The following is an 18,716-nucleotide window of genomic DNA, read 5'->3' as shown; positions in this document are numbered from 1 at the left end:
GGCTCAGCGCCCCTTGAAGCTTGGGCTGCGTTTTTCCATGAAGGCGCTGACGCCTTCACGGTAATCTTCGCTGCGCCCGGCCAGGCGCTGCAGGTCTTTTTCCAGCTCCAGCTGTTCGTCAAATGTGTTGCTCAGGCTGGCGTTCAGGCTGCGCTTGATCAGCGCCAGGCCGTAAGTCGGTTGGGTGGCCAGATGGCGCGCGAGCGTCAGGGCTTCATTGCGCAACTCGGCGTCGTCCACCACGCGGTAAATCAACCCCCATTGTTCGGCTTGCTCGGCGCTCAGGCGATTACCGAGCAAGGCGAGGGCCTTGGCGCGAGCCATGCCGACCAGACGCGGCAAGGTCCAGGTGCCGCCGGAGTCGGGGATCAAGCCGATTTTGCAGAAGGCCTGAATGAAGCTCGCCGAGCGCGCCGCCAGCACCAGATCGCAGGCCAGTGGAATATTGGCGCCAGCCCCGGCCGCCACGCCGTTGACCGCACAGATCACCGGCAGCGGCAGGTCGCGCAACTGGCGAATCAGCGGGTTGTAGAACTTCTCGATCGATTCGCCCAAGTCCGGCACGGCGCTGCCCGGCGCGACATTGCGGTCGCTGAGGTCTTGCCCGGCGCAGAAGCCGCGACCTTCACCGGTCAGCAGCAATACGCGCACGTCCGGGTTCTGCCGGACCTGTTTCAGCGCTTCCTTCACTTCGCCATGCATCTGCGCGTTGAAGCTGTTGAGCTGGTCCGGGCGATTGAGGCTAAGCAGGGCGACGCCGGCCTCGATGGAAAACAGGATGTGTTCGAAGTTCATGGTCATGGCGCTCTCTGAGAAGTCGTTCGAAGGGTTATTGCCCGGTGAAGGTCGGCGTGCGTTTTTCCTGAAAGGCCCGGATGCCTTCGTCGCGATCTTGGGTACCGGCCAGCACAGTGAAGGCGTGGCGCTCGAAACGCAGGCCGCTGGCCAGGTCGGTGTCCATCGCCTTGAGCAGTGCTTCCTTGGCCAGGCGCACCGCCAACGGCGCTTTGCCGGCAATGCTGCGGGCGATGTGCAGGGCGCGTTCAACGGTGAATTCCGGCTGGGTCACTTCGCTGACCAGCCCGGCACGCTGGCCCTGGCGGGCGTCGATCGGCTCGCCGGTCAGAACCATTTGCATGGCCATGGATTTGCCGACGGCGCGCAGCAGACGTTGGGTGCCACCGGCACCGGGCATGATCCCGAGGTTGATTTCCGGCTGACCGAAGCGAGCGTCTTCCCCGGCGATGATGATGTCCGCATGCATCGCCAATTCGCAGCCACCGCCGAGGGCAAAGCCGTTGACGGCGGCGATCAGCGGTTTGTTGAAGCGGGTGATGGTCTGCCACGACGCCTGGCGCGGGTCGTCGAGGATGCCGACCAGATTGCGCTCGGCCATTTCCTTGATGTCCGCTCCTGCGGCGAAGGCTTTGCGGCTACCGGTCAGCACCACGACGCGGGTGGCGGGATCGGCTTGCGCGGCGTTCAGTTCATCCGCCAGTTCGCCGAGCAATTGGGTGGTCAGGGCGTTCAGCGCTTGCGGGCGCTGCAAGGTAATCAGACGGACACCCGGCTCGATGAACTCGACAGCAAGGGTTAGAGGCATGGCGGATGCCCTCACGGTGCACGCTCGGCTGTGATGCCGGCTCATTATTGGATCGGCGCGGTGGGCCGGTTTTGCCTGAGTATACCTACAACGTGATACGCAAATACAACAGTAAAATTGATTTAATGTGTCCTAATTGCAATTGTTTGGTTTTAAGGCTTTGACCGGGACTGTCCTCGTTAGGCGCTTTTTGTGCCGTTTTTATTGGGTTTTGTCGTAGTTTTTAGTCTCGCGGAAAAGGGGCGCTCGACGGGATTCATAAGTGATACGGTTTTTCTGCTTTGTGCTAACAAATACGATGTGATACAAAATGACCCTGTATCGGCATCGCTTTGTGAATGCCCTATAAAGGGAACGCCCCATGACCTGCTACAGCCTTGCTGGCTTGACCCCGGTGGTTGATCCCACTGCCTACGTTCATCCGTCCGCCGTGCTGATCGGCGACGTGATCATCGGCCCCCATTGCTACGTCGGGCCATTGGCGAGTTTGCGTGGGGACTTCGGGCGGATCGTGCTGGAAGAGGGCGCCAACCTGCAGGACACCTGCGTGATGCACGGTTTCCCCGACAGCGACACCGTGGTCGAACGCAACGGCCACATCGGGCATGGCGCGGTATTGCACGGTTGCCGGGTCGGCGCCGATGCATTGGTGGGGATGAATGCGGTGGTGATGGACAACGCGCGCATCGGTGCACGTTCATTCGTCTCGGCGGCCGCGTTCGTCAAAGCCGGATTCGATTGTCCGGAGCAGTCCCTGGTGATGGGTGCACCGGCCAGTGTCAAACGCAGCCTCAGCGATGAAGAAGTGGCGTGGAAGCAGGCGGGTACCCGCGAGTATCAGCAACTGGCCAGACGCTGCCTTGAACAGATGCAAGTCTGCGAACCGCTGAGCCAGCCGGAACCTGATCGACCGCGCATCAGCGACAGCGGCCTTCGACCCAAAGGCAGCAGCCTGTGAACACAATCCCCTTGTGGGAGCGGGCTTGCTCGCGAAAGCGGTGTGTCATTTAGCATCAATTTCGACTGACACGACGCCTTCGCGAGCAAGCCCGCTCCCACAGGGGAATGCGATTAACCGATGGACTTTCGGTATATTCCTTTTCTTTTTTCAACCCGGTACGCCCATGTCGTCCCTGACACCTTTGAACCACCTGATTACCCGATTCCAGGAGCAGACGCCGATCCGCGCCAGCTCCCTGATCATCACGTTGTATGGCGATGCCATCGAACCCCATGGCGGCACGGTGTGGCTGGGCAGCCTGATTCAGTTGCTCGAGCCCATCGGCATCAACGAACGATTGATCCGTACCTCGATTTTCCGTCTGACCAAAGAAGGCTGGCTGACCGCCGAGAAAGTCGGGCGCCGCAGCTACTACAGCCTGACCGGCACCGGTCGTCGACGGTTCGACAAGGCTTTCAAGCGGGTCTACAGCTCCACCGTGCCAGCGTGGGATGGTTCGTGGAGCCTGGTGATGCTGACGCAACTGACCCAGGACAAGCGCAAACAAGTGCGCGAAGAGCTGGAATGGCAAGGTTTTGGTGCAATCTCGCCGGCGGTGCTGGCCTGTCCGCGCAGTGACCGTGCCGACCTCAACGCGACCTTGCTCGACCTCGGTGCCCAGGAAGACACCATCGTCTTCGAAACCACCGCGCAAGACGTACTGGCCTCCAAGGCCCTGCGTCTGCAGGTGCGCGAGAGCTGGAACATTGAAGAGTTGGCGACCCATTACAGCGAGTTCATCCAACTGTTCCGACCGCTCTGGCAAGCGCTTCGCGAGCAGGAGAACCTGCAACCGTCCGACTGTTTCCTGGCACGGGTTCTGCTTATTCATGAGTATCGCAAGCTGCTGTTGCGCGACCCGCAATTGCCGGACGAATTGTTGCCCGGTGACTGGGAAGGCCGTGCCGCCCGCCAGTTGTGCCGCAACATCTATCGATTGATCTACGCCAAGGCCGAGGAATGGCTGAACAGCGCACTGGAAACCGCCGACGGACCGTTGCCAGACGTGGGCGAGAGTTTTTATCGACGCTTTGGCGGGCTGAAATAACCCGTTATCGGTCAAGGAGCGGTGCTGTTCAGGAGAACTGTGGATTGGCGTAGATAATAAAAATAAGCCTGCGTGAGGCCAGACATGATTTCTTCTATTGCACAGCGCCGTGATGGCTTTGATCAGTGGATCCATCAGATCAACCAGATCTGTGGCGCCTTCGATGCGCAAACCCTGGGCGCCGGGTTTTCCGGGCAGATCCGCGAGCACCAGAGCGGCGCCCTTAAACTCAGTTTTGTCGACGCCTGCCAGGCGCGGCTGTACCGCACGCCGGCGCAAGTCGCGGCGGGCGAGGGCGGCAAATACTTTGCCGTGTTCCAGCTCGACGGCACGGCCGGCATGGCCCAGGGCGACAACAAGGTGTTGCTGTCTGCGGGTGACATCACGCTGATCGACGCCGCGCGCCCCAGTGACTTTACCTACAGTGAAAACTCCCGGCAGTTGTCGCTGATTCTGCCGTCGCACCTGGTGGAGCAAACCCTGCGTTTCAATCAGGTCAAGTGCGGACACCGGATCGCCGCGACGTCGCCGTTGGCGATGCTGTCGCACCGTCTGATCCTCGACGCCACACGCCAGGACAACCTCAGCCTGCAAGAAAGCGAGGCAACGCTGGGGGCGATTGTCAGTCTGCTGCGCCCGGCCATCAGCCAGGCTGAAGAGTGCAGTGATGTGCATGAGCGAGTGTTTCGCAAGACCCTGGATTGTATCGACGAGCACATTCGCTCGGAAGAGCTCTGCCCTGAATGGCTGGCACGGGAGGTCGGGATGTCGGTCCGCGGCCTCTATCGGATGTTCGCGAAGAAGGGCCTGGTGGTCGCACGCTACATCAAGAATCGTCGCCTGGATTTGTGTGCTGAATCCCTGCGCCAATCGGGCACCGAGCAGAAGCTGTCAGTGCTGGGTTATTCATGGGGTTTTTCAGATTCGAGCCACTTCTCCACAGCATTCAAAACCCGCTTCGGCATAGCACCCGGCGAGTACCGCAAAAAACATGCTTGAAGATCAAAAGATCGCAGCCTCGTTTCACTCGACAGCTCCTACAGGATTACGCGATCCCCTGTAGGAGCTGTCGAGTGAAACGAGGCTGCGATCTTTTGATGTTTACCCTTACTTCGGACTGTTGAGATTCAGCGTCGGCGTCTCGTCAAAGAAATTCCACGGCTTCAACAGCACATGCACCCACTCGGTTGGCATGATCGGCCACTCTTCAGCCCGTGCGATATGCGTAGTGCCGGTGGTCAACCACACCACATCGTCGGTGTTTTCAATCGACTGATTGTCCTGGCTGAACTGCCCCAGCCCCGAGTCTTTGTCCGAGCGGTTCGGGTATTTGCCCTCAGGGTATTTCTCCTGCGGGTTGTAGCGCGTCACCCACAGTTGCTTGTCCATGAAACTCAAACGGTGATAGAGCCATTCGTCTTTGGCGAAATTGGCGCCCTTGGCCACCGGGTGCGTGCCGCCGGCATATGGAATCAGTTGATAGGAAACCGGGTTGCCGACTTTGTTTTCCTTGCTGAAGTTGGTCAGCAGGCGCACGGTCGACGGGTCGAATTTTTGCGCGGCTTGCTGTTCAGTGCCGACCACGTGTTGCTCGGTTTGCATCGTACTGGTGCGCGGCCCGCCACGGTCGTTCGGGGCAACCACCGGGTTCACTTCCACCAGTGAGTTGTTTTCACCGTCCACGTCCATGTCGAGGCGGAAGTTGTAGATGTGCTGGTGCGTGGTGCCGACGATGTTGTGGTCCAGCAACGTGCCGTAACGGGTGTCTTCCTTGGCCGTGGCCTCGTGCATGGTTTTCGATTTCACGCCCTTGACCGCTTCGATGCCGGTGGCGCCGGCGTCGATGCCGATGGTGCCGTTCTGCTGGAAGACCCAGTCGAAGATGTAGTCGTAGTTGCCGACGGTGCTGATCCAGCGCACCACCAGTTCACGGCGTTCGGTGCTGAGGTTGGGCTGACCCATTTCCTGGTGCTTGTATTCCGGGCCGGCGTAGCGTTCGAACACCGCCATGGCGCGGGGGATCGAGGTTGGCGCGCCGGTGTAGTCGGCAATCGTGGCATCCAGCAGCACGGCATTTTCCGGGGCGTCCTTGCCGCGGGCGATCGGCGAGGTCAAGGTGCCCATGCCGTAGTCGCCCGAGTCGAGGTAAGCCTTGAAGTACCAGCCGCCGTCGGGGTCGCCGTAGGGCACGATCATTCCGCCCAGCGAGCCTTCGTACATGATTTTGCGTTTCTTGCCCTTGTCGTCGTAGGTCACCGTGGACAGGATCGGCCCGACCCGCGAATCGAGGCGGACATGGAAGTCCCAGTTCTGCCAATGAATGCTGTTGCCGGTGATGGTGTAGTTTTTGCCTTCCGGCTCAATGATCTCCAGCGGTTTGACCGATGTTCCGTTGCGCCCGCGCCCGTCATACGGCGTGGGTTTCATCGGCACCGGGATCAACGCGTCGTCCTCGATCTTGATCAGCTTTTTCTGCTCAAGGTCGACAATCGCCACCAGGCCCTCGATGGGATGCGCCCAGTAATTGCCGTCTCCGGTGTTGAGGTAACTGACGATTTTCAGCAGCCGTTTGTCCTGTGCCAGACCGTCCTTGCCGTCGAAGTAACCGACTGTCAACGGCGTGGCCACGACCTTTTTCACATCGCTGATACCGCGCTTGGCCAGTGCCTGTGCGTATTCGGGGCTCGCTTCAACGGCCGATTGCACGGTGACGAAGTCGTCCAGCAACACCATGCCGTGGGCACCTTCGACGGGGTTCCACGACTTGAGTGTCTTGCTGTCGAGATCGACCAGCGCCTCGATCACATGCTTGCCGTCGAGTACCACGATGCTGGCCTGGCGCGGCTGGGTGACGTTCTGGCCGGTGTAGACGAAATTCCACACCTGATCCTTCGGCGGCTCGTTGACCGAGACTTCGGTGAAGCGAAAACCGGGTTTGTAGTGCTCCGATTGCTTGACGATGTCCACCGCGGTCTTGATTTCATCGGCGCTCAACGGATTGAGCGGGTTGGGGCGGGTCTCGACGACGAAGGTCTTGTCCAGGCCGGACTGGAACACCTGATTGATGAAGTCCTTGGCCATGAACGCGGTCTTGTCCTTGAACACCACCGGCACCGACAGCTCCATGCGTTTGCCGTTGAGCACGGCGACTTTGCTACCGGGTTTGACCTTGAGGTAGACACCGTCCTTGGCAATCACGAACAGGTCGGCGTAGTCGTCCCATTTGACCGTGGCACCGAACGCCTCGAGGGTCGATTGCAGCGGCACCATTTCCGCGGCCCCGCCATGGGCCTGGGCGTTGGGCATCCAGCATGGCAAGCCAAGGGTACCCAAAGTGATGGCCAGCGCGAGGCGGGCCAGCGGTTTTCTTTTAAACAGCAGCATGGGCTTGAACATTTCCGGGATCCTGGGGAAAGCAGGTGGGTGGCACACCTGCACTTTGCTACAACCAGCGGATGCCTGCTTTTTGATTTCTGCCAGAATGCTTTGGCTCTGTGCCTGAATCCGCTTTCGTCACCAGAGGCAGTAAAAGAGTGTCACGGCAGCGGCGACACTGAACGCTCCCAACGCTTTTACCTGCAAGGATTCGCTCGATCGCTGCATCGGCGAGGGCGAAAGCACTGCGCTGTCATCCTGGTAAGGCATGATTGCCCGGTAGGTGTATCGAAAGCCAATCAACAAAAACAGGACGATCAGGCCCAGGGTCAGCCCGCGATTAATAGCCGGCTTGACTAACGACGCAGGGTGTTCTTCTTCGCATGCGGGGCTATCGACTTCCACGACGGTGATTCGGCCGTAGTCCGAGTGAGGCTGCTTTTCGCCTCGAAGGATCGCTGCCTGTTGCTCCAGATCCAGCGCCTGATATTTCCAGAGCGTCGACGATCCTTCTCGGCAATAGGTGAACGTGATGGGGTTTGAGGCGGCAATAATGCACGCGTCGTTGATGCCGAGTTTTTTCAGGGTCTCGGCAGCCGGTCTTGTGAAGTCCAGATCAATGACGGGAATAATCCCGTTGGCACAGGCCGCAGTCGAAACCAACAGGCTCCCGGTAGCGCAGATATTTGAGATTTTCAAGGTTGGATGCCCCTTGTATTGCGTTGGTTTTTGTTTTTTTTTGGAGTGCAGCGGTATCCGGCCTGCTGATGTCTGGAATTCTAGTTGAACCTTGATGACCAGCTACGAATCAACCGACAAATTTGGCCTAAAAAATCTGCTTCCCGGTAATGCGGACGCGTGCGACTCCTTTCAGAGTGCATGGATGACCCGTAGCGGTTCGAAGAATCGGCTAGTCGCTCATGCCGTCTTCAATCGCAATGCCTTGTACGCGCATGGCCTTGATCAGCTCCGCCCGGGTGCCCGGCAGGTTGAGCATGGCTTTCTGGCGCAGCTGCGCCACTTCTTCCGCGCTGTACGGCTGATAGTTGGCCGGTGTGCTTTTACCCGCCAGCCCGTCTTCACGCATCAACCAGTTGAGCAGGTCCGCCAACTGCGCGTTGTTCAGCGCCGACTGCGACATGCCGGGCACCCGCACCAGAAACTCACGACCGCCGGGTACTTTCAGGAAGTTGCCGACAAACCCGGTCATGCGCGGCGTATCGGTGGCGGCAGAGCCCATGCCATTGCCCAAGTGGCAACCGGCGCATTGCAGTTGGTAGTTCACGCCGACGCTGTAGCCGGCCTGGGCAATGGGTGTTTGCAGCGCTTCGTTACCCGGTGCATGGCGCTGCGCCGGATCGGGAATGGCTCGGGCATGGGCGAGCGGGGCGCTCAGGGAGCAGACAAGACCGAGGAGCAGCAACTTACGCATGACAAAAGCACCTCTACGGTAAAATACTTTTATGTAGCAGCTGGCGAAGCCGGCGTCCGGCTGCGCAGCAGTCGTAAATCCAGAGCACGCGGTTTTTCAGGAAGACCGAGTACGCAGGGTTTACGACTGCTGCGCAGCCGGACGCAGGCTTCGCCAGCTGCTACAGGACCGCGTTTTGGCAAAAAAAGCCGCCGATTGCCTGGGCAACCGACGGCCAACGCGCGTTAGACGGCGACGCCGCGGATGATCGAAACGGTGCAGTGATAGATGTGCGACTTGGCGGCCAGGCACCAGTTCACATCGTTGTTGTTGAACGGGCGGTAGGCCGGTTCTTCACTGTCGTTACGGGTGCAAGCGCACTGGGCACAGCTTTGCTTACCGCAGCAGTCGTTATACGAAATGATGTAGTCCTTGCCGTCGGCCGGGTTGCGGCAGGTGCCGATCCAGGTCACTTGCGAGGCTTCGGTGCCCGGCGGGCAGGACGTCACCGAACCGCCGCAGCAGCTGCACAAGAAGCCGTCGATGGAACAGTAGCGCCAGTAATCGCAGGTGTTCGGATCACCGGGATCGCCAGCCTTCGGATTGTCGGCGGCCAGGGCCTTGCTGGTGCGGTCCAGCGGCAACAGCAGCGGCAGTGCGGCGCCGGCCACCATCAAAGAACCCATGCGTGCCAGCAATTTGCGGCGTGAGGTGGTGTCGGCCACTCGACGTGTCGAGCGCTCGAACAACAGATCCAGCAGTTTCATAAAAGTCTCCCTGCCTTAATCAGTGGCTATGGCCGTGGCTGTGGTCATGTTCGTGCGGCTGGCTGTTGAGGTATTCCTGCAACGTGGCCTTTTTCAGGTGCTCGACTTCGAACAGGCTGTCCAGGTGCTCACGGGAGTTGACCAGGCCTTTGGCGCGCAGGGTGCCGGTTTTGTCGATCAGGGCGGCGTACGGCAGCTTGCCGATCTGGTAGGTCATGCCCACTTCCGGGCCAACCACATAAGTGGCGTCGTCCAGTTTGTGTTCGCGGATCAGCTTTTGCTGGGCGTCCATGTCGCCGTCGCTGATGAACACCACGTCGAGGCGGTCGGCCTGTTCCTTGGCGATGGATTTGATCGCCGGCAACAGCGATTTGCAGATCGGGCAGGTCGGCGAGAGGAAGAACAGCAGTTGCGATTTTTCCCCGGCATAGCCGAAGTTAACCGGGCGACCATGGCGGTCGGAGGCAGTGACTTGCGGCGCGGCTTCATTGACCGCCACGCCTTTGTCCATCATCAACGCACCGGCTGGAGCGAGACGACCGTGCAACACACCAATCTGCCGGACCAGGCCCATGACGGCAAACGCCACGGCCACCAGCAGTACCCAGAGCAGAACGTTGGAAACGATTAAGCCTTCCATTGATCACCTACCAATCAGTTTGAGCAGAAGAGGGGAGTTCGCCAGCAAGCCATCGGCCGCGGCGTAGATCAGCAGCGCAACGGCGCTGGCGGCAACAGTGACGAAACCGTCGAAAAAACCAAGGTCACGAACAACCGGCGAGACGCTGGCCAGCAACGCCAGACCCACCAGTGCGCTGTTGCGCAACAGCAGTACCGGGCGCAGTGGTTGTGCCTGGTCGGGACCGGCACAGCCGCAGTCAATGTCGCGACGACCGCGCCACAGGTTGATGCCGATGGCGGCGGCGTACAGCGCAATCAAACCGGCCGCCGCCAACGCTGCCCAATACCGGCTGACCGGCACCAGCAGCGTAAAGGCGATCACCAGCTCTACCGCTGGAATCACACGGGCGACCGGGCGCACAAACGCCTGGGGCAACAGTTGGTAGTCCGCCAACTGTTTGGCAAAACGTGCCGGCGCGCGCACCTTGTGCGTCGCGGCACTGGCCAGCAACACCGCAGTGGCGAGGGCGCTGGCAATGATGAAGATCGGATCTAAGTGCATGGCCGAACCTCGCTTAGTAGCTCATGACCTGAGTCGCGGTTTTCGCGACTTTCGGCATGCTGCCGGTGAACGTGTTGGTCGTGAGGTCGAAGATCTGCAAACCGCCCGCGACGTCGGCACCCAGCAACAGCGGCTTGTCATCGCCGGTGGCCTGCATACTCCACACCGGCACCGGTGCTTCAAGGGTCGCTACTTTCTTGTGGGTTTTCAGATCAAACGCCCAGATCAGAGGGCTTGGGTCTTCCCACTTCATCGGTTCGTGAGCGTCGTGCATCAGCACGTACAAACGGTTCAGCTTCGGCGCGACGGCCATCAGCTGCCAACCACCCGGTGCCCAGCCGGCTTTCTTTTCCTCGTCGGTGGTCAACGACCACGACGGCAGGATTTTCGGTGCGTCGCCAGCAAAATCCACCGGGCGGACGGTGCCCGTGGTGGTGGTGAAGTAATAGGTGTCGCCGACGTTCACTGCGCGTTCGTTGAGCTTCTCGGCATTCGGGTCGAAGAACGGCGTGCGGCTGCGCGCGGTTTCCTGGCCCTGATCGTTGAGCGTGATCACCTGCAAGCTGCCGTCGCCGCATAGCGAGGCGAAGCGGCGGTTGCCGACCGGGTAGTTGAGCACACAGCCTGGGATCGCCAGTTCAGCGGCGACGGACTTGGCCTGAGTGTCGACCACGGTCACTGAGGTCGATGGCGTGAAGTTGTAGACGTAGACGAAACGGTCATCGCCGCTGGTCTTCAGGCCGTAGCGCTGGGTCAGGGATTCGGCGCGCTTGTTCGGAATCAACAGTTCCCAGGCCGGGGACAGGGTCGAACTGTCCCACGCGGTCAACACATCGGTGCGGGTGCCACGCGTGCCACGCGAGTAAAAGATGTCGGCGCTGTAGAGGGTTTTCTGATCATGGCTGAGGGTCGACGGCGCGGCAAAACCGGTCGGCACCATGCCGAGCACGCGTTTTTTATCGGGGTCGACCACGGTGACGCGGCCGGTCACGAAGCTTTCGAATTCGACGTCGACGATGAACGCGCGGTGAACTTCCGGCGGAAAGGCCAGGACGGTCTGGCCGATGGTGTCGGCTGGCAGGTCCGCACGGGCGCTGTTCAAGCCGAGTACAAGCAGGCTCAGACCTAGCGCTGACTGTACGTTGATCCTGTTGGTTCGCATTAGGGGAACTCCCTGAATTGTTATTCACGCAGATCGCGGGTGCTTGGGCAGATTTTTACAATTCGATTCTGCCTCGCCGTGAAAACGGGAGAATTGCTGTGGCTGCCAAGTGTTTGTGTGTCTGTGCCAGTCTTGGGGAACAGGCCGCACACACTGCAAAAAGCGATTCAAACGCAGACTAATCAACGTCGGCGATCGCGCACCTGTAGCAGCTGCCGAAGGCTGCGTTCGGCTGCGCAGCAGTCGTAAACCCGGCTTGCACGGTTCTTCTGACACACCGCGTGTTCTGGTTTTACGACTGCTGCGCAGCCGAACGCAGCCTTCGGCAGCTGCTACAGGTCAGCAGCGACTTTTAGATGGGATCTGCGAGGGGAAGGGAGAAGGTGAACACAGCGCCGCAAGGCTCCAGGTTTTGCGCCCAGATATCCCCGCGATGGCGGCCGATGATGTTTTTGCACAACGCCAGGCCAATGCCGTTACCGCTAACCTTGGAAGAGAAGAAACCATCGAACAGCTTGTCTTGCGCCAGCGCCCCAATGCCGCGACCGCAATCCTCAACCCGCACCAAGGCAACCTGCTCGCCAAGACAGGCCTGAATGCACAGCACGCGCCGTTCGGGAGGCAAGTCGCTCATTTCTTCGATTGCGTTAAAAGCCAGGTTGAGGATGACCTGGCCGATCAGCACTTTCTCGCAACTGATCAGCAGCGGCTCGGGGGTGGTGACGATCTCGACCTTGACCAGGCTCGGGTCGGCGCGCAGGCGGATGAAGTATTGGGTTTCGCGCAGCAGCTCGTTGAGGTCGATCAGTTCTGCGGATTGCTCGAGCTTGACCACGTATTCGCGCACGCTTTTGATGATCACCGACGCATGCTCGATTTGCCGCACCGCGTTCTGCAAACCCCAGGCGACGCCCTGATCCTGGGTTTGATCTTTGCCCAGGCGAATCACCGCGCCTTCGATGAAATTGCGCGTGGCCGCCAGCGGCTGACTCAGCTCATGGGCAATCGCCACAGCCATTTCGCCCATGGCGTTATAGCGCGCCAGGTATTCCAGCTTTTGCTCGCTAACACGCCGGGCTTCTTCGGCGCGCACCTGTTCGGTGACGTCGCGAAACAGCAGCAAGTGGCCGACCAGGTCGTCTTCGATTTCGATATAGCGGCACGTCGCATGGTGCCAGCGCCATTCGCCGTCACGCCGTTGCAGGTGATAGTGAACGCTGAACGGCGCGTGTTCCGGTTGCTCGCAGGACAACTGTTGCAACAGGCGCTGGCGTGAGGCCTCGTCGCACCAGTCGAGGAAGTTTTCGCCGATCAGCGGGTGATCCTCGCTGTTGAGCAGTTGCGCGGCGGACTCACTGATAAAGCGGATATCACCCTGCGGCCCCAGCACCGCAACGCCTTCGGCCAGGTCCTGCATAAAGGCCTTGAGGCGGCTTTCGAAACGCTTGAGGTCGCGCTTGACCTTGTCTTCCTTGGAGATGTCGCGGAACTGCACCATCAGCACATCGCGACCCTCCAGATGCACCAGCGTCGCCACCGCTTCCGAGAGAATTTCCACCCCTTGCTTGGAGCGATAACACCACTCGATGGCGCGCTGGCCGGTGCGCGCTGCGCCTTCCAGCCAACGCAAACCCACCGAGCGCCGGTATTGCGGCGCATCGCGGGTCATGTCCGGGGCTTTGAGCGGCGTCAGTTCTTCCAGGGTAAAACCCAGCGCCGCCAGGGCTGCGGCATTGGCCCACAGGATCTCCTTGCTGTGGGCGTCATGAAGAATGATGCACAACGGCATGGCTTCGATGAGGGCATAGAAATCGTTCGGTTTTGGCAGATACATCACGCAGCCCTTGGCGGCAGAGAGGTCGACTCCGGGTGAAGTCGAAGTATGGCGTTTTATACCGACATGCGCGCAGGGATGCGCTCAGAGGTAACCGGGGGCGGGCTAGGGGTTTTCTTTAGCCGGCGGGCTACACGCCCCAATAGTGGCGAGCGGATACGGTTTTTACACTGGACCTCAATGCACGGATAACCACGGCACGCCTCTGTAGGAGCCGGCTTGCTGGCGAATCAGGCGCCGCGGTGATTCAGACACACCGCGTAACGGCTATCGCCAGCAAGCCGGCTCCTACAGGGCTCGGCTTCTGATCAAGGTGTGTGGTTACCCATACCGGCTAATAACAAATAAACGGAGAGAAGCCCATGCTGCGTTCAGCTGTCGCGCAACAAGACCCGCTGCCAGGCGTCGATGACACCACCGTCCACAGCCAGAACTTTGAGCTAGTGCTGGAGGAAGTGCGCCAGCGTCGCGATGAATTCGACGCCGGCTCCCACGTGCCACGGGACATGATCGAGCGCTTCAAGCAGGTGGGCATCTACCGCGCCGCCACGCCCAAATGCTTCGGTGGTGACGCTCTGGCGCCGGCGCTTTTTCTGGAGATGATCGAACGCATCTCCGAAGCCGACGGTTCCGCCGGCTGGGTTGCCAGTTTCGGCAGTGCCGGCGTTTATCTCGCCGCGTTGCCGCCAGAAACCCTCGCTGAAATCTACGCCGACAGCCCGGACCTGGTGTTCGCCGGGGGCCTGTTCCCGTTGCAACCCGCCGAAGCCGTCGACGGTGGCTGGCAGGTCAGCGGCACCTGGAAATTCGCCAGCGGTTGCAAAGGTGCCGACCTGCTCGGCGTCGGTATCGGCGCGGCCGGTGGCAAGCCGCGCACAGCCGTCTTCCGCGCGGATCAGGTCGACATCATCGAGAACTGGGACGTGGTCGGCCTCAAAGGCACCGGCAGCCATGACCTGCGCGTCACTGACAAACACGTCGACGAGCGCTGGACCTTTATTCGCGGCGGGGCTTCAACCATCGACGAGCCGCTGTTCCGCTACCCGTCGATTGCCTACGCCGCGCAGGTGCTGGCGGTGGTCAACCTCGGCCTGGCCCGCGCGGCTCTCGATGAAGTCAGCCGCATGGCCGCCGGTAGCGGCATCACCGGCGCACCGAAAATGGCCGACCGCGCTTACGTGCGTATTGAAATCGCCAAGGCCGAAGCGCAACTGGCCGCCGCACGCGGTTTCTTCTACAGCGCGACCGAGCAAGTGTGGAACTCGATCCTCGCCGGCAACCCGGTCACCGTCGAACAGACCAGCCTGTTGCGCCTCTCTGCCATCCACGTGTCCCAGGCCGGAGCCGCGGTGGTGCAAAGCGCTTACAGCCTAGCCGGCACCACCGCGATTTACCTGCGCCATCCGCTGCAGCGTTACCTGCGCGACTCGATGGTGGTGACCCAGCACGCATTCCTCAGCGAAGGCCTGTACGACGGCGCCGGCTCGGTGTTCCTCGGCGTGCCGCCATTCCCTGGCTACATCTGAACCCTCTCTTCAAGGATCAACACCCATGTCCCAGACCACCCAAGAACCCCTGCGCGTCGTCTTTTGCATTGGCATCACACAAAACTTTTTCGACCTGCCCACCGGCGAAGGCTTGAGCGTGTGGAAAGGCTTCAGCCAGATGATGGGCTCGCTCGGCGCCATGCCCGGCATCACCGTGCTCGGGGCGATGGACGATGACCGGCTGATGGTCGGCCCGTCCACCACGTCGCCGTGGACCGTCTACATCATGGCCGACGTCGACTGCCATCAATCGGTGATCGACGCCTGCAACCTGTTCCGCACCACACCGGTGAACGAATACAGCCTGTGGCGCTACGCCAAGGTCGAAGCGCGCATCGGTCGTCCGTTGACCATCCCCGATGCGGCCAAGGTGTAAGCCATGAACGAGGCCTTGCTGCAACGTCTCGCGACGCTCGAAGGGGAGAGCCAGGTGCGGCGCTTGATGGCGCGCTACATGGACCTGTGCGATGTGCCGAGAGCACCGACCTATGTCCGTGAATTGGCTGAGTTGTTCAGTGAAGACGCGATCTGGGAAGGCGTCGACAGCCAGACTGCGCAGACCTTCGGCCAGCACCGCGGGCGTGATGCAGTGGCGGCGTTCGTCGGTGGGTACTTGCCGCCGTCGGATCACTTTCAGCTGAACCTGCATTACCTCACCAGCGAATCGATTGTGGTCGACGGCGGCACGGCCCGGGGGCAGTGGATCATGCAGCAGATTTCTACTTACGCCGATGGGCGCAGCGAGCTGTTCGGCACGCGCCTGAATATCGATTTTCGCTGCGTCGAAGATGCCTGGCTGATCGCGCATTTTCGCACGCAACGTTTGTTCAACACGGAGCTGAGCGCATGAGCACGTTTATCAGCGAATTTTTACTCGGTGGCAACGGCAAGCGAGTTGCGATCAAAGACTCGATCGACATCGCCGGCCATCCGACCCGCTCGGGCAGCCGCGCGTTTGCCGAGGCGGAACCAGCGAGCCGTAACGCCGATGTGGTGGACGCGATCCTCGACGCCGGCTGGCAAATCGTCGGCAAAACCAACCTGCATGAACTGGCCTTCGGCGTCACCGGCATCAACGACTGGACCGGCACGCCGATCAACCCGCAAGCCCCGGATCGCGTGCCGGGCGGTTCTTCCAGTGGTTCGGCCGCTGCAGTTGCGGCCGGGCTGGCGGACATCGCCATCGGCACCGACACCGGCGGTTCGGTGCGCGTGCCGGCGGCGTGCTGCGGCATTGCCGGGTTGAAGCCGACTTACGGGCGAGTCAGCCGGGTCGGCGCGCATCCGGCGGTGTCCAGCCTCGATTGCGTCGGACCGTTTGCGGCTGACATGGACGATTTGATCGCGGCGATGCAGGTGATTTGCCCTGGTTTCCAGGTGCAGGGTTTGCCTCCGAGCAACGCGTCAGTCGGTTTCCTCAACGTCGCCTGCGACCCGCACTTGCAAGCGAGCCTCGGCACCGCCGCCGATCGCGCAGGCTGGCGCCGCAGCAACCTGCACCTGAGTGAATTCGAAGCGGCCTTCGCCGCCGGCCTGACCGTGATTAATTGTGAAAACTGGGCCGCGTTTGGCCACCTCACCGGTCAAGGCCTGATCGGTGCGGACGTCGAGCAACGCCTGCTGGCTGCCAGCCGCACCAGCTTCGCCGAACTGGCGCAAGCGGAGAAAGTCCGCGCACGGTTCAGTCAGCAGGTGGACGCCGCGTTGGAAGAATTTGCGGTGCTGCTGTTGCCGACGATGCCGAGCCTGCCACCGACGCTGATCGAAGCGCGCAGCGCGAGCAAAGCCGTGGCCGGCATGACCCCGCTGGTTCGACCTTTCAACCTCAGCGGCCATCCGGCGCTGACGGTGCCGGTGGAACTGGATGGCGGCGGGCTGAAAGTCGGCCTGCAGATTGTTGGCCGTAAAGGTCAGGACGAAGTGGTCTGCGCCTTCGGTGCGCAACTGCAACACAGCATGCACCCCTAACAACAAGTCATAAAAAGCCATGAGGAGAACCGCATGAGCACTCATGAATACCGGCTGATCGCATCATCGAAAAGCCCCGACGAACTGGTCAGTCACGACCGCGTCGACGTCTCGCTGTACAACGACCCGGCGCTGTTCGAAGCCGAGCTGGACAAGATTTTCTACCGCACCTGGGTGTGGGTCGCCCACGAAAGCGAAGTGCGCAACAGCGGTGATTTCAAGACCGCGACCATCGGCCGTCGTCCGGTGATTGTGGTGCGCGACAAGAAGGGCAACATCAATGTCCTCGAAAACCGTTGCCGGCACCGTGGCGCCACCGTGTGCGAGAAGCCCAAGGGCAACGCCACCGGTTTCACCTGCCCGTACCACAGCTGGTCGTATGGCCTGGAGGGCAAGTTGCGCGCGCTGCCGTACCCGGACGGCTACGAAGGCATTCTCGAAAAGTCCGAACTGCCGCTCACCAGCCTGCGTGTCGAGAGCTACGCCGGCATGGTCTTCGCCAGCTACAACGACGAGATCGAACCGCTTGAAGATTTCCTCGGCGGTGCGAAACACTGGATGGACCTGTTCATGAAGCAGGGCGCCGGTTATCCGATCAAGACCCAGGGCGAACACAAGTTCAGCTTCAAGGGCAACTGGAAGATCCAGCTGGAAAACACCACCGACGGTTACCACTTCCCGATCGTGCACAAGTCGTTCATGTCGTCGGTGGATGAAGAAACCTCGGAAATGCTCTCGTTCATGACCGACGAACAGGCAGTCACCCATTCATTGGGCAACGGCCACAGCGTGATGGTGATGGTGCCCGAGCACGTCGACCTCGATCACGACGACGGCACTGAACAGTTACAGGAGCGCTTCGCCCATGTGACCGCCGAGCTGTCGAAAACCATGGAACCCGCGCAGGTACGCCGCATCGTGCGTTCGCTGCATGGCGCCGGTTTCAACCTGAACCTGTTCCCGAACGTCGCGATGTCGATGTCGTTCTTCCGCGTGCTGCGCCCGGTCTCGGTCACCGAAACCGAAATCCGCCACGTCGCCCTCGGCATGGACGGCGGCCCGGAGATCGCCAACCGCGAACGCATGCGCATTCACGAACACTTCCAGGGCCCGTTCGGTTTCGGCAGCCCGGACGACGCCGAGGCCTGGGACCGTGTGCAACGCGGCTCATACGCCGGCGTCGACGCGCCGATCCTGGTCAACCGCGGCCTCAATCGCGAAATCACCGCTGAAAACGGCGACAAGGTGTCCCACGCCACCGACGAGGGCGGCATGCGCGGTGCCTATGACATGTGGAAAAGGATGATGAGCCAATGAGCAATCACGACACCCTGAACGGTTTTTCCGGCCCGTTGGCCCAGGCCATCGAATTCATCTGGCGCGAAGCCGAACTGCTCGACCACAAGAACTACACCGAATGGGCGACCTTGTGGAGCGACAGCGGTTTGTACATCGTGCCGATCGACCCGGACACCGAAGACTTCGAGGCCACGCTGAACTACGCCTATGACGATGCGCGCATGCGGGATTTGCGCATCGAACGCCTGACCGCCGGCTATTCGCCGTCGGCGGTGGATGCGGCAAAAACCATCCGCAGCGTTTCGCGTTTTCGTTTGGTGGAAGCGGCGGGCGACCTGGTTGAAGTCAATTCTGCGCAGCTGCTGTACGCCTACAAACGCGGCGTGCACACGCCGTTCGTGGCCGACTTGAACCACCGCATTCGCTTCACCGACGGTGTGGCGAAGCTCGAACGCAAGGTCGTGCGCCTGATCAATTCCACCGACAGCCTGAGCGCGCTCGGCTTCCTGCTGTGAGGGA

The 18,716-nt window shown here is 60.8% G+C and carries 19 protein-coding genes; 9 read left to right on the top strand and 10 right to left on the bottom strand.

Annotated elements, in window-relative coordinates:
- Positions 1-3 precede the first annotated feature (3 nt).
- Positions 4-795: a 2-(1,2-epoxy-1,2-dihydrophenyl)acetyl-CoA isomerase PaaG gene (gene paaG, locus ACA072_RS19405; RefSeq protein ID WP_438659442.1), complete on the bottom strand. Its 792-nt coding sequence runs from the start codon at positions 793-795 to the stop codon at positions 4-6.
- Between the two features lie 34 nt (positions 796-829).
- Positions 830-1,603, bottom strand: a complete 774-nt coding sequence (gene paaF, locus ACA072_RS19400; protein ID WP_497619899.1) for a 2,3-dehydroadipyl-CoA hydratase PaaF — start codon at positions 1,601-1,603, stop codon at positions 830-832.
- Between the two features lie 361 nt (positions 1,604-1,964).
- Here paaF and paaY point away from each other — a divergent pair, with 361 nt between their 5' ends.
- The 3 genes from paaY to feaR all read left to right on the top strand — a co-directional run bounded on the left by paaY (position 1,965) and on the right by feaR (position 4,650).
- Positions 1,965-2,561 carry a phenylacetic acid degradation protein PaaY gene (paaY, locus tag ACA072_RS19395; RefSeq protein ID WP_497619897.1) on the top strand — a complete coding sequence of 199 codons (597 nt, stop codon included), beginning with the start codon at positions 1,965-1,967 and terminating at the stop codon, positions 2,559-2,561.
- A 166-nt stretch (positions 2,562-2,727) separates the two neighbouring features.
- Positions 2,728-3,651 (top strand): phenylacetic acid degradation operon negative regulatory protein PaaX, encoded by a 924-nt coding sequence (gene paaX, locus ACA072_RS19390; protein ID WP_285436084.1) that lies wholly within the window; start codon positions 2,728-2,730, stop codon positions 3,649-3,651.
- Between the two features lie 84 nt (positions 3,652-3,735).
- Positions 3,736-4,650, top strand: a complete 915-nt coding sequence (gene feaR / locus ACA072_RS19385; protein ID WP_497619896.1) for a transcriptional regulator FeaR — start codon at positions 3,736-3,738, stop codon at positions 4,648-4,650.
- A gap of 108 nt (positions 4,651-4,758) precedes the next feature.
- On the opposite strand, the gene tynA is transcribed toward feaR, so the two are convergent.
- The 8 genes from tynA to ACA072_RS19345 form a co-directional block, all read right to left on the bottom strand.
- Positions 4,759-7,047: a primary-amine oxidase gene (gene tynA, locus ACA072_RS19380; protein WP_497619894.1), complete on the bottom strand. Its 2,289-nt coding sequence runs from the start codon at positions 7,045-7,047 to the stop codon at positions 4,759-4,761.
- A 117-nt stretch (positions 7,048-7,164) separates the two neighbouring features.
- Complete coding sequence (locus ACA072_RS19375; protein WP_497619892.1) at positions 7,165-7,725, bottom strand: hypothetical protein; 561 nt, start codon at positions 7,723-7,725, stop codon at positions 7,165-7,167.
- A 211-nt stretch (positions 7,726-7,936) separates the two neighbouring features.
- Positions 7,937-8,458: a cytochrome C gene (locus ACA072_RS19370; RefSeq protein ID WP_497619891.1), complete on the bottom strand. Its 522-nt coding sequence runs from the start codon at positions 8,456-8,458 to the stop codon at positions 7,937-7,939.
- A gap of 224 nt (positions 8,459-8,682) precedes the next feature.
- Positions 8,683-9,204, bottom strand: a complete 522-nt coding sequence (locus tag ACA072_RS19365; RefSeq protein ID WP_109633321.1) for a methylamine dehydrogenase light chain — start codon at positions 9,202-9,204, stop codon at positions 8,683-8,685.
- 19 nt (positions 9,205-9,223) lie between these two features.
- Positions 9,224-9,844, bottom strand: coding sequence for a methylamine dehydrogenase accessory protein MauD (gene mauD, locus ACA072_RS19360; protein WP_438659408.1), 621 nt, complete (start codon positions 9,842-9,844; stop codon positions 9,224-9,226).
- A 3-nt stretch (positions 9,845-9,847) separates the two neighbouring features.
- On the bottom strand, positions 9,848-10,387 hold the full coding sequence (locus ACA072_RS19355) for a MauE/DoxX family redox-associated membrane protein (protein ID WP_497619890.1): 540 nt from the start codon (positions 10,385-10,387) through the stop codon (positions 9,848-9,850).
- A 13-nt stretch (positions 10,388-10,400) separates the two neighbouring features.
- Positions 10,401-11,549 (bottom strand): amine dehydrogenase large subunit, encoded by a 1,149-nt coding sequence (locus ACA072_RS19350; protein WP_497619889.1) that lies wholly within the window; start codon positions 11,547-11,549, stop codon positions 10,401-10,403.
- A 352-nt stretch (positions 11,550-11,901) separates the two neighbouring features.
- Positions 11,902-13,383 carry a sensor histidine kinase gene (locus ACA072_RS19345; RefSeq protein WP_497619888.1) on the bottom strand — a complete coding sequence of 494 codons (1,482 nt, stop codon included), beginning with the start codon at positions 13,381-13,383 and terminating at the stop codon, positions 11,902-11,904.
- Positions 13,384-13,745: 362 nt separating this feature from the next.
- Here ACA072_RS19345 and ACA072_RS19340 point away from each other — a divergent pair, with 362 nt between their 5' ends.
- From ACA072_RS19340 to ACA072_RS19315, 6 genes are read left to right on the top strand one after another with little or no spacing between them, the layout of a single operon-like run.
- Complete coding sequence (locus ACA072_RS19340; RefSeq protein ID WP_497619887.1) at positions 13,746-14,909, top strand: acyl-CoA dehydrogenase family protein; 1,164 nt, start codon at positions 13,746-13,748, stop codon at positions 14,907-14,909.
- 25 nt (positions 14,910-14,934) lie between these two features.
- A complete protein-coding gene (locus ACA072_RS19335; RefSeq protein WP_262167117.1) occupies positions 14,935-15,306 on the top strand; it encodes a hypothetical protein in 372 nt (123 codons plus the stop codon).
- A gap of 3 nt (positions 15,307-15,309) precedes the next feature.
- Complete coding sequence (locus ACA072_RS19330; protein ID WP_497619885.1) at positions 15,310-15,780, top strand: nuclear transport factor 2 family protein; 471 nt, start codon at positions 15,310-15,312, stop codon at positions 15,778-15,780.
- Positions 15,777-16,898: an amidase gene (locus ACA072_RS19325; protein WP_497619883.1), complete on the top strand. Its 1,122-nt coding sequence runs from the start codon at positions 15,777-15,779 to the stop codon at positions 16,896-16,898. The genes ACA072_RS19330 and ACA072_RS19325 overlap by 4 nt, the downstream gene beginning before the upstream one ends.
- Before the next feature lie 33 nt (positions 16,899-16,931).
- The gene (locus ACA072_RS19320) at positions 16,932-18,215 is read left to right on the top strand and encodes an aromatic ring-hydroxylating oxygenase subunit alpha (RefSeq protein ID WP_497619881.1); all 1,284 of its coding nucleotides are present in this window, start codon (positions 16,932-16,934) and stop codon (positions 18,213-18,215) included.
- Entirely contained in the window at positions 18,212-18,712 is a 501-nt protein-coding gene (locus ACA072_RS19315) for an aromatic-ring-hydroxylating dioxygenase subunit beta (protein ID WP_497619880.1), read from the top strand. Before ACA072_RS19320 ends, ACA072_RS19315 begins: the two co-directional genes overlap by 4 nt.
- The last annotated feature ends 4 nt before the right edge of the window (positions 18,713-18,716 follow it).

The sequence above is a fragment of the Pseudomonas sp. LBUM1656 genome, from assembly GCF_059716065.1.
Note: the sequence above shows the minus strand (reverse complement) of the source record. Positions and strands in the feature narration are given on the sequence as shown.

What these genes read in the sequence shown, in the direction of transcription:
- ACA072_RS19350 (WP_497619889.1), bottom strand. Translation starts at nt 11,549, where the DNA reads ATGCGAACCAACAGGATCAACGTACAGTCAGCGCTAGGTCTGAGCCTG.
- tynA (WP_497619894.1), bottom strand. Translation starts at nt 7,047, where the DNA reads ATGTTCAAGCCCATGCTGCTGTTTAAAAGAAAACCGCTGGCCCGCCTC.
- ACA072_RS19335 (WP_262167117.1), top strand. Translation starts at nt 14,935, where the DNA reads ATGTCCCAGACCACCCAAGAACCCCTGCGCGTCGTCTTTTGCATTGGC.
- ACA072_RS19340 (WP_497619887.1), top strand. Translation starts at nt 13,746, where the DNA reads ATGCTGCGTTCAGCTGTCGCGCAACAAGACCCGCTGCCAGGCGTCGAT.
- ACA072_RS19330 (WP_497619885.1), top strand. Translation starts at nt 15,310, where the DNA reads ATGAACGAGGCCTTGCTGCAACGTCTCGCGACGCTCGAAGGGGAGAGC.
- paaG (WP_438659442.1), bottom strand. Translation starts at nt 795, where the DNA reads ATGAACTTCGAACACATCCTGTTTTCCATCGAGGCCGGCGTCGCCCTG.
- ACA072_RS19370 (WP_497619891.1), bottom strand. Translation starts at nt 8,458, where the DNA reads ATGCGTAAGTTGCTGCTCCTCGGTCTTGTCTGCTCCCTGAGCGCCCCG.
- ACA072_RS19315 (WP_497619880.1), top strand. Translation starts at nt 18,212, where the DNA reads ATGAGCAATCACGACACCCTGAACGGTTTTTCCGGCCCGTTGGCCCAG.
- mauD (WP_438659408.1), bottom strand. Translation starts at nt 9,844, where the DNA reads ATGGAAGGCTTAATCGTTTCCAACGTTCTGCTCTGGGTACTGCTGGTG.
- ACA072_RS19320 (WP_497619881.1), top strand. Translation starts at nt 16,932, where the DNA reads ATGAGCACTCATGAATACCGGCTGATCGCATCATCGAAAAGCCCCGAC.
- paaF (WP_497619899.1), bottom strand. Translation starts at nt 1,603, where the DNA reads ATGCCTCTAACCCTTGCTGTCGAGTTCATCGAGCCGGGTGTCCGTCTG.
- paaY (WP_497619897.1), top strand. Translation starts at nt 1,965, where the DNA reads ATGACCTGCTACAGCCTTGCTGGCTTGACCCCGGTGGTTGATCCCACT.
- ACA072_RS19325 (WP_497619883.1), top strand. Translation starts at nt 15,777, where the DNA reads ATGAGCACGTTTATCAGCGAATTTTTACTCGGTGGCAACGGCAAGCGA.
- ACA072_RS19345 (WP_497619888.1), bottom strand. Translation starts at nt 13,383, where the DNA reads ATGTATCTGCCAAAACCGAACGATTTCTATGCCCTCATCGAAGCCATG.
- ACA072_RS19365 (WP_109633321.1), bottom strand. Translation starts at nt 9,204, where the DNA reads ATGAAACTGCTGGATCTGTTGTTCGAGCGCTCGACACGTCGAGTGGCC.
- paaX (WP_285436084.1), top strand. Translation starts at nt 2,728, where the DNA reads ATGTCGTCCCTGACACCTTTGAACCACCTGATTACCCGATTCCAGGAG.
- ACA072_RS19355 (WP_497619890.1), bottom strand. Translation starts at nt 10,387, where the DNA reads ATGCACTTAGATCCGATCTTCATCATTGCCAGCGCCCTCGCCACTGCG.
- feaR (WP_497619896.1), top strand. Translation starts at nt 3,736, where the DNA reads ATGATTTCTTCTATTGCACAGCGCCGTGATGGCTTTGATCAGTGGATC.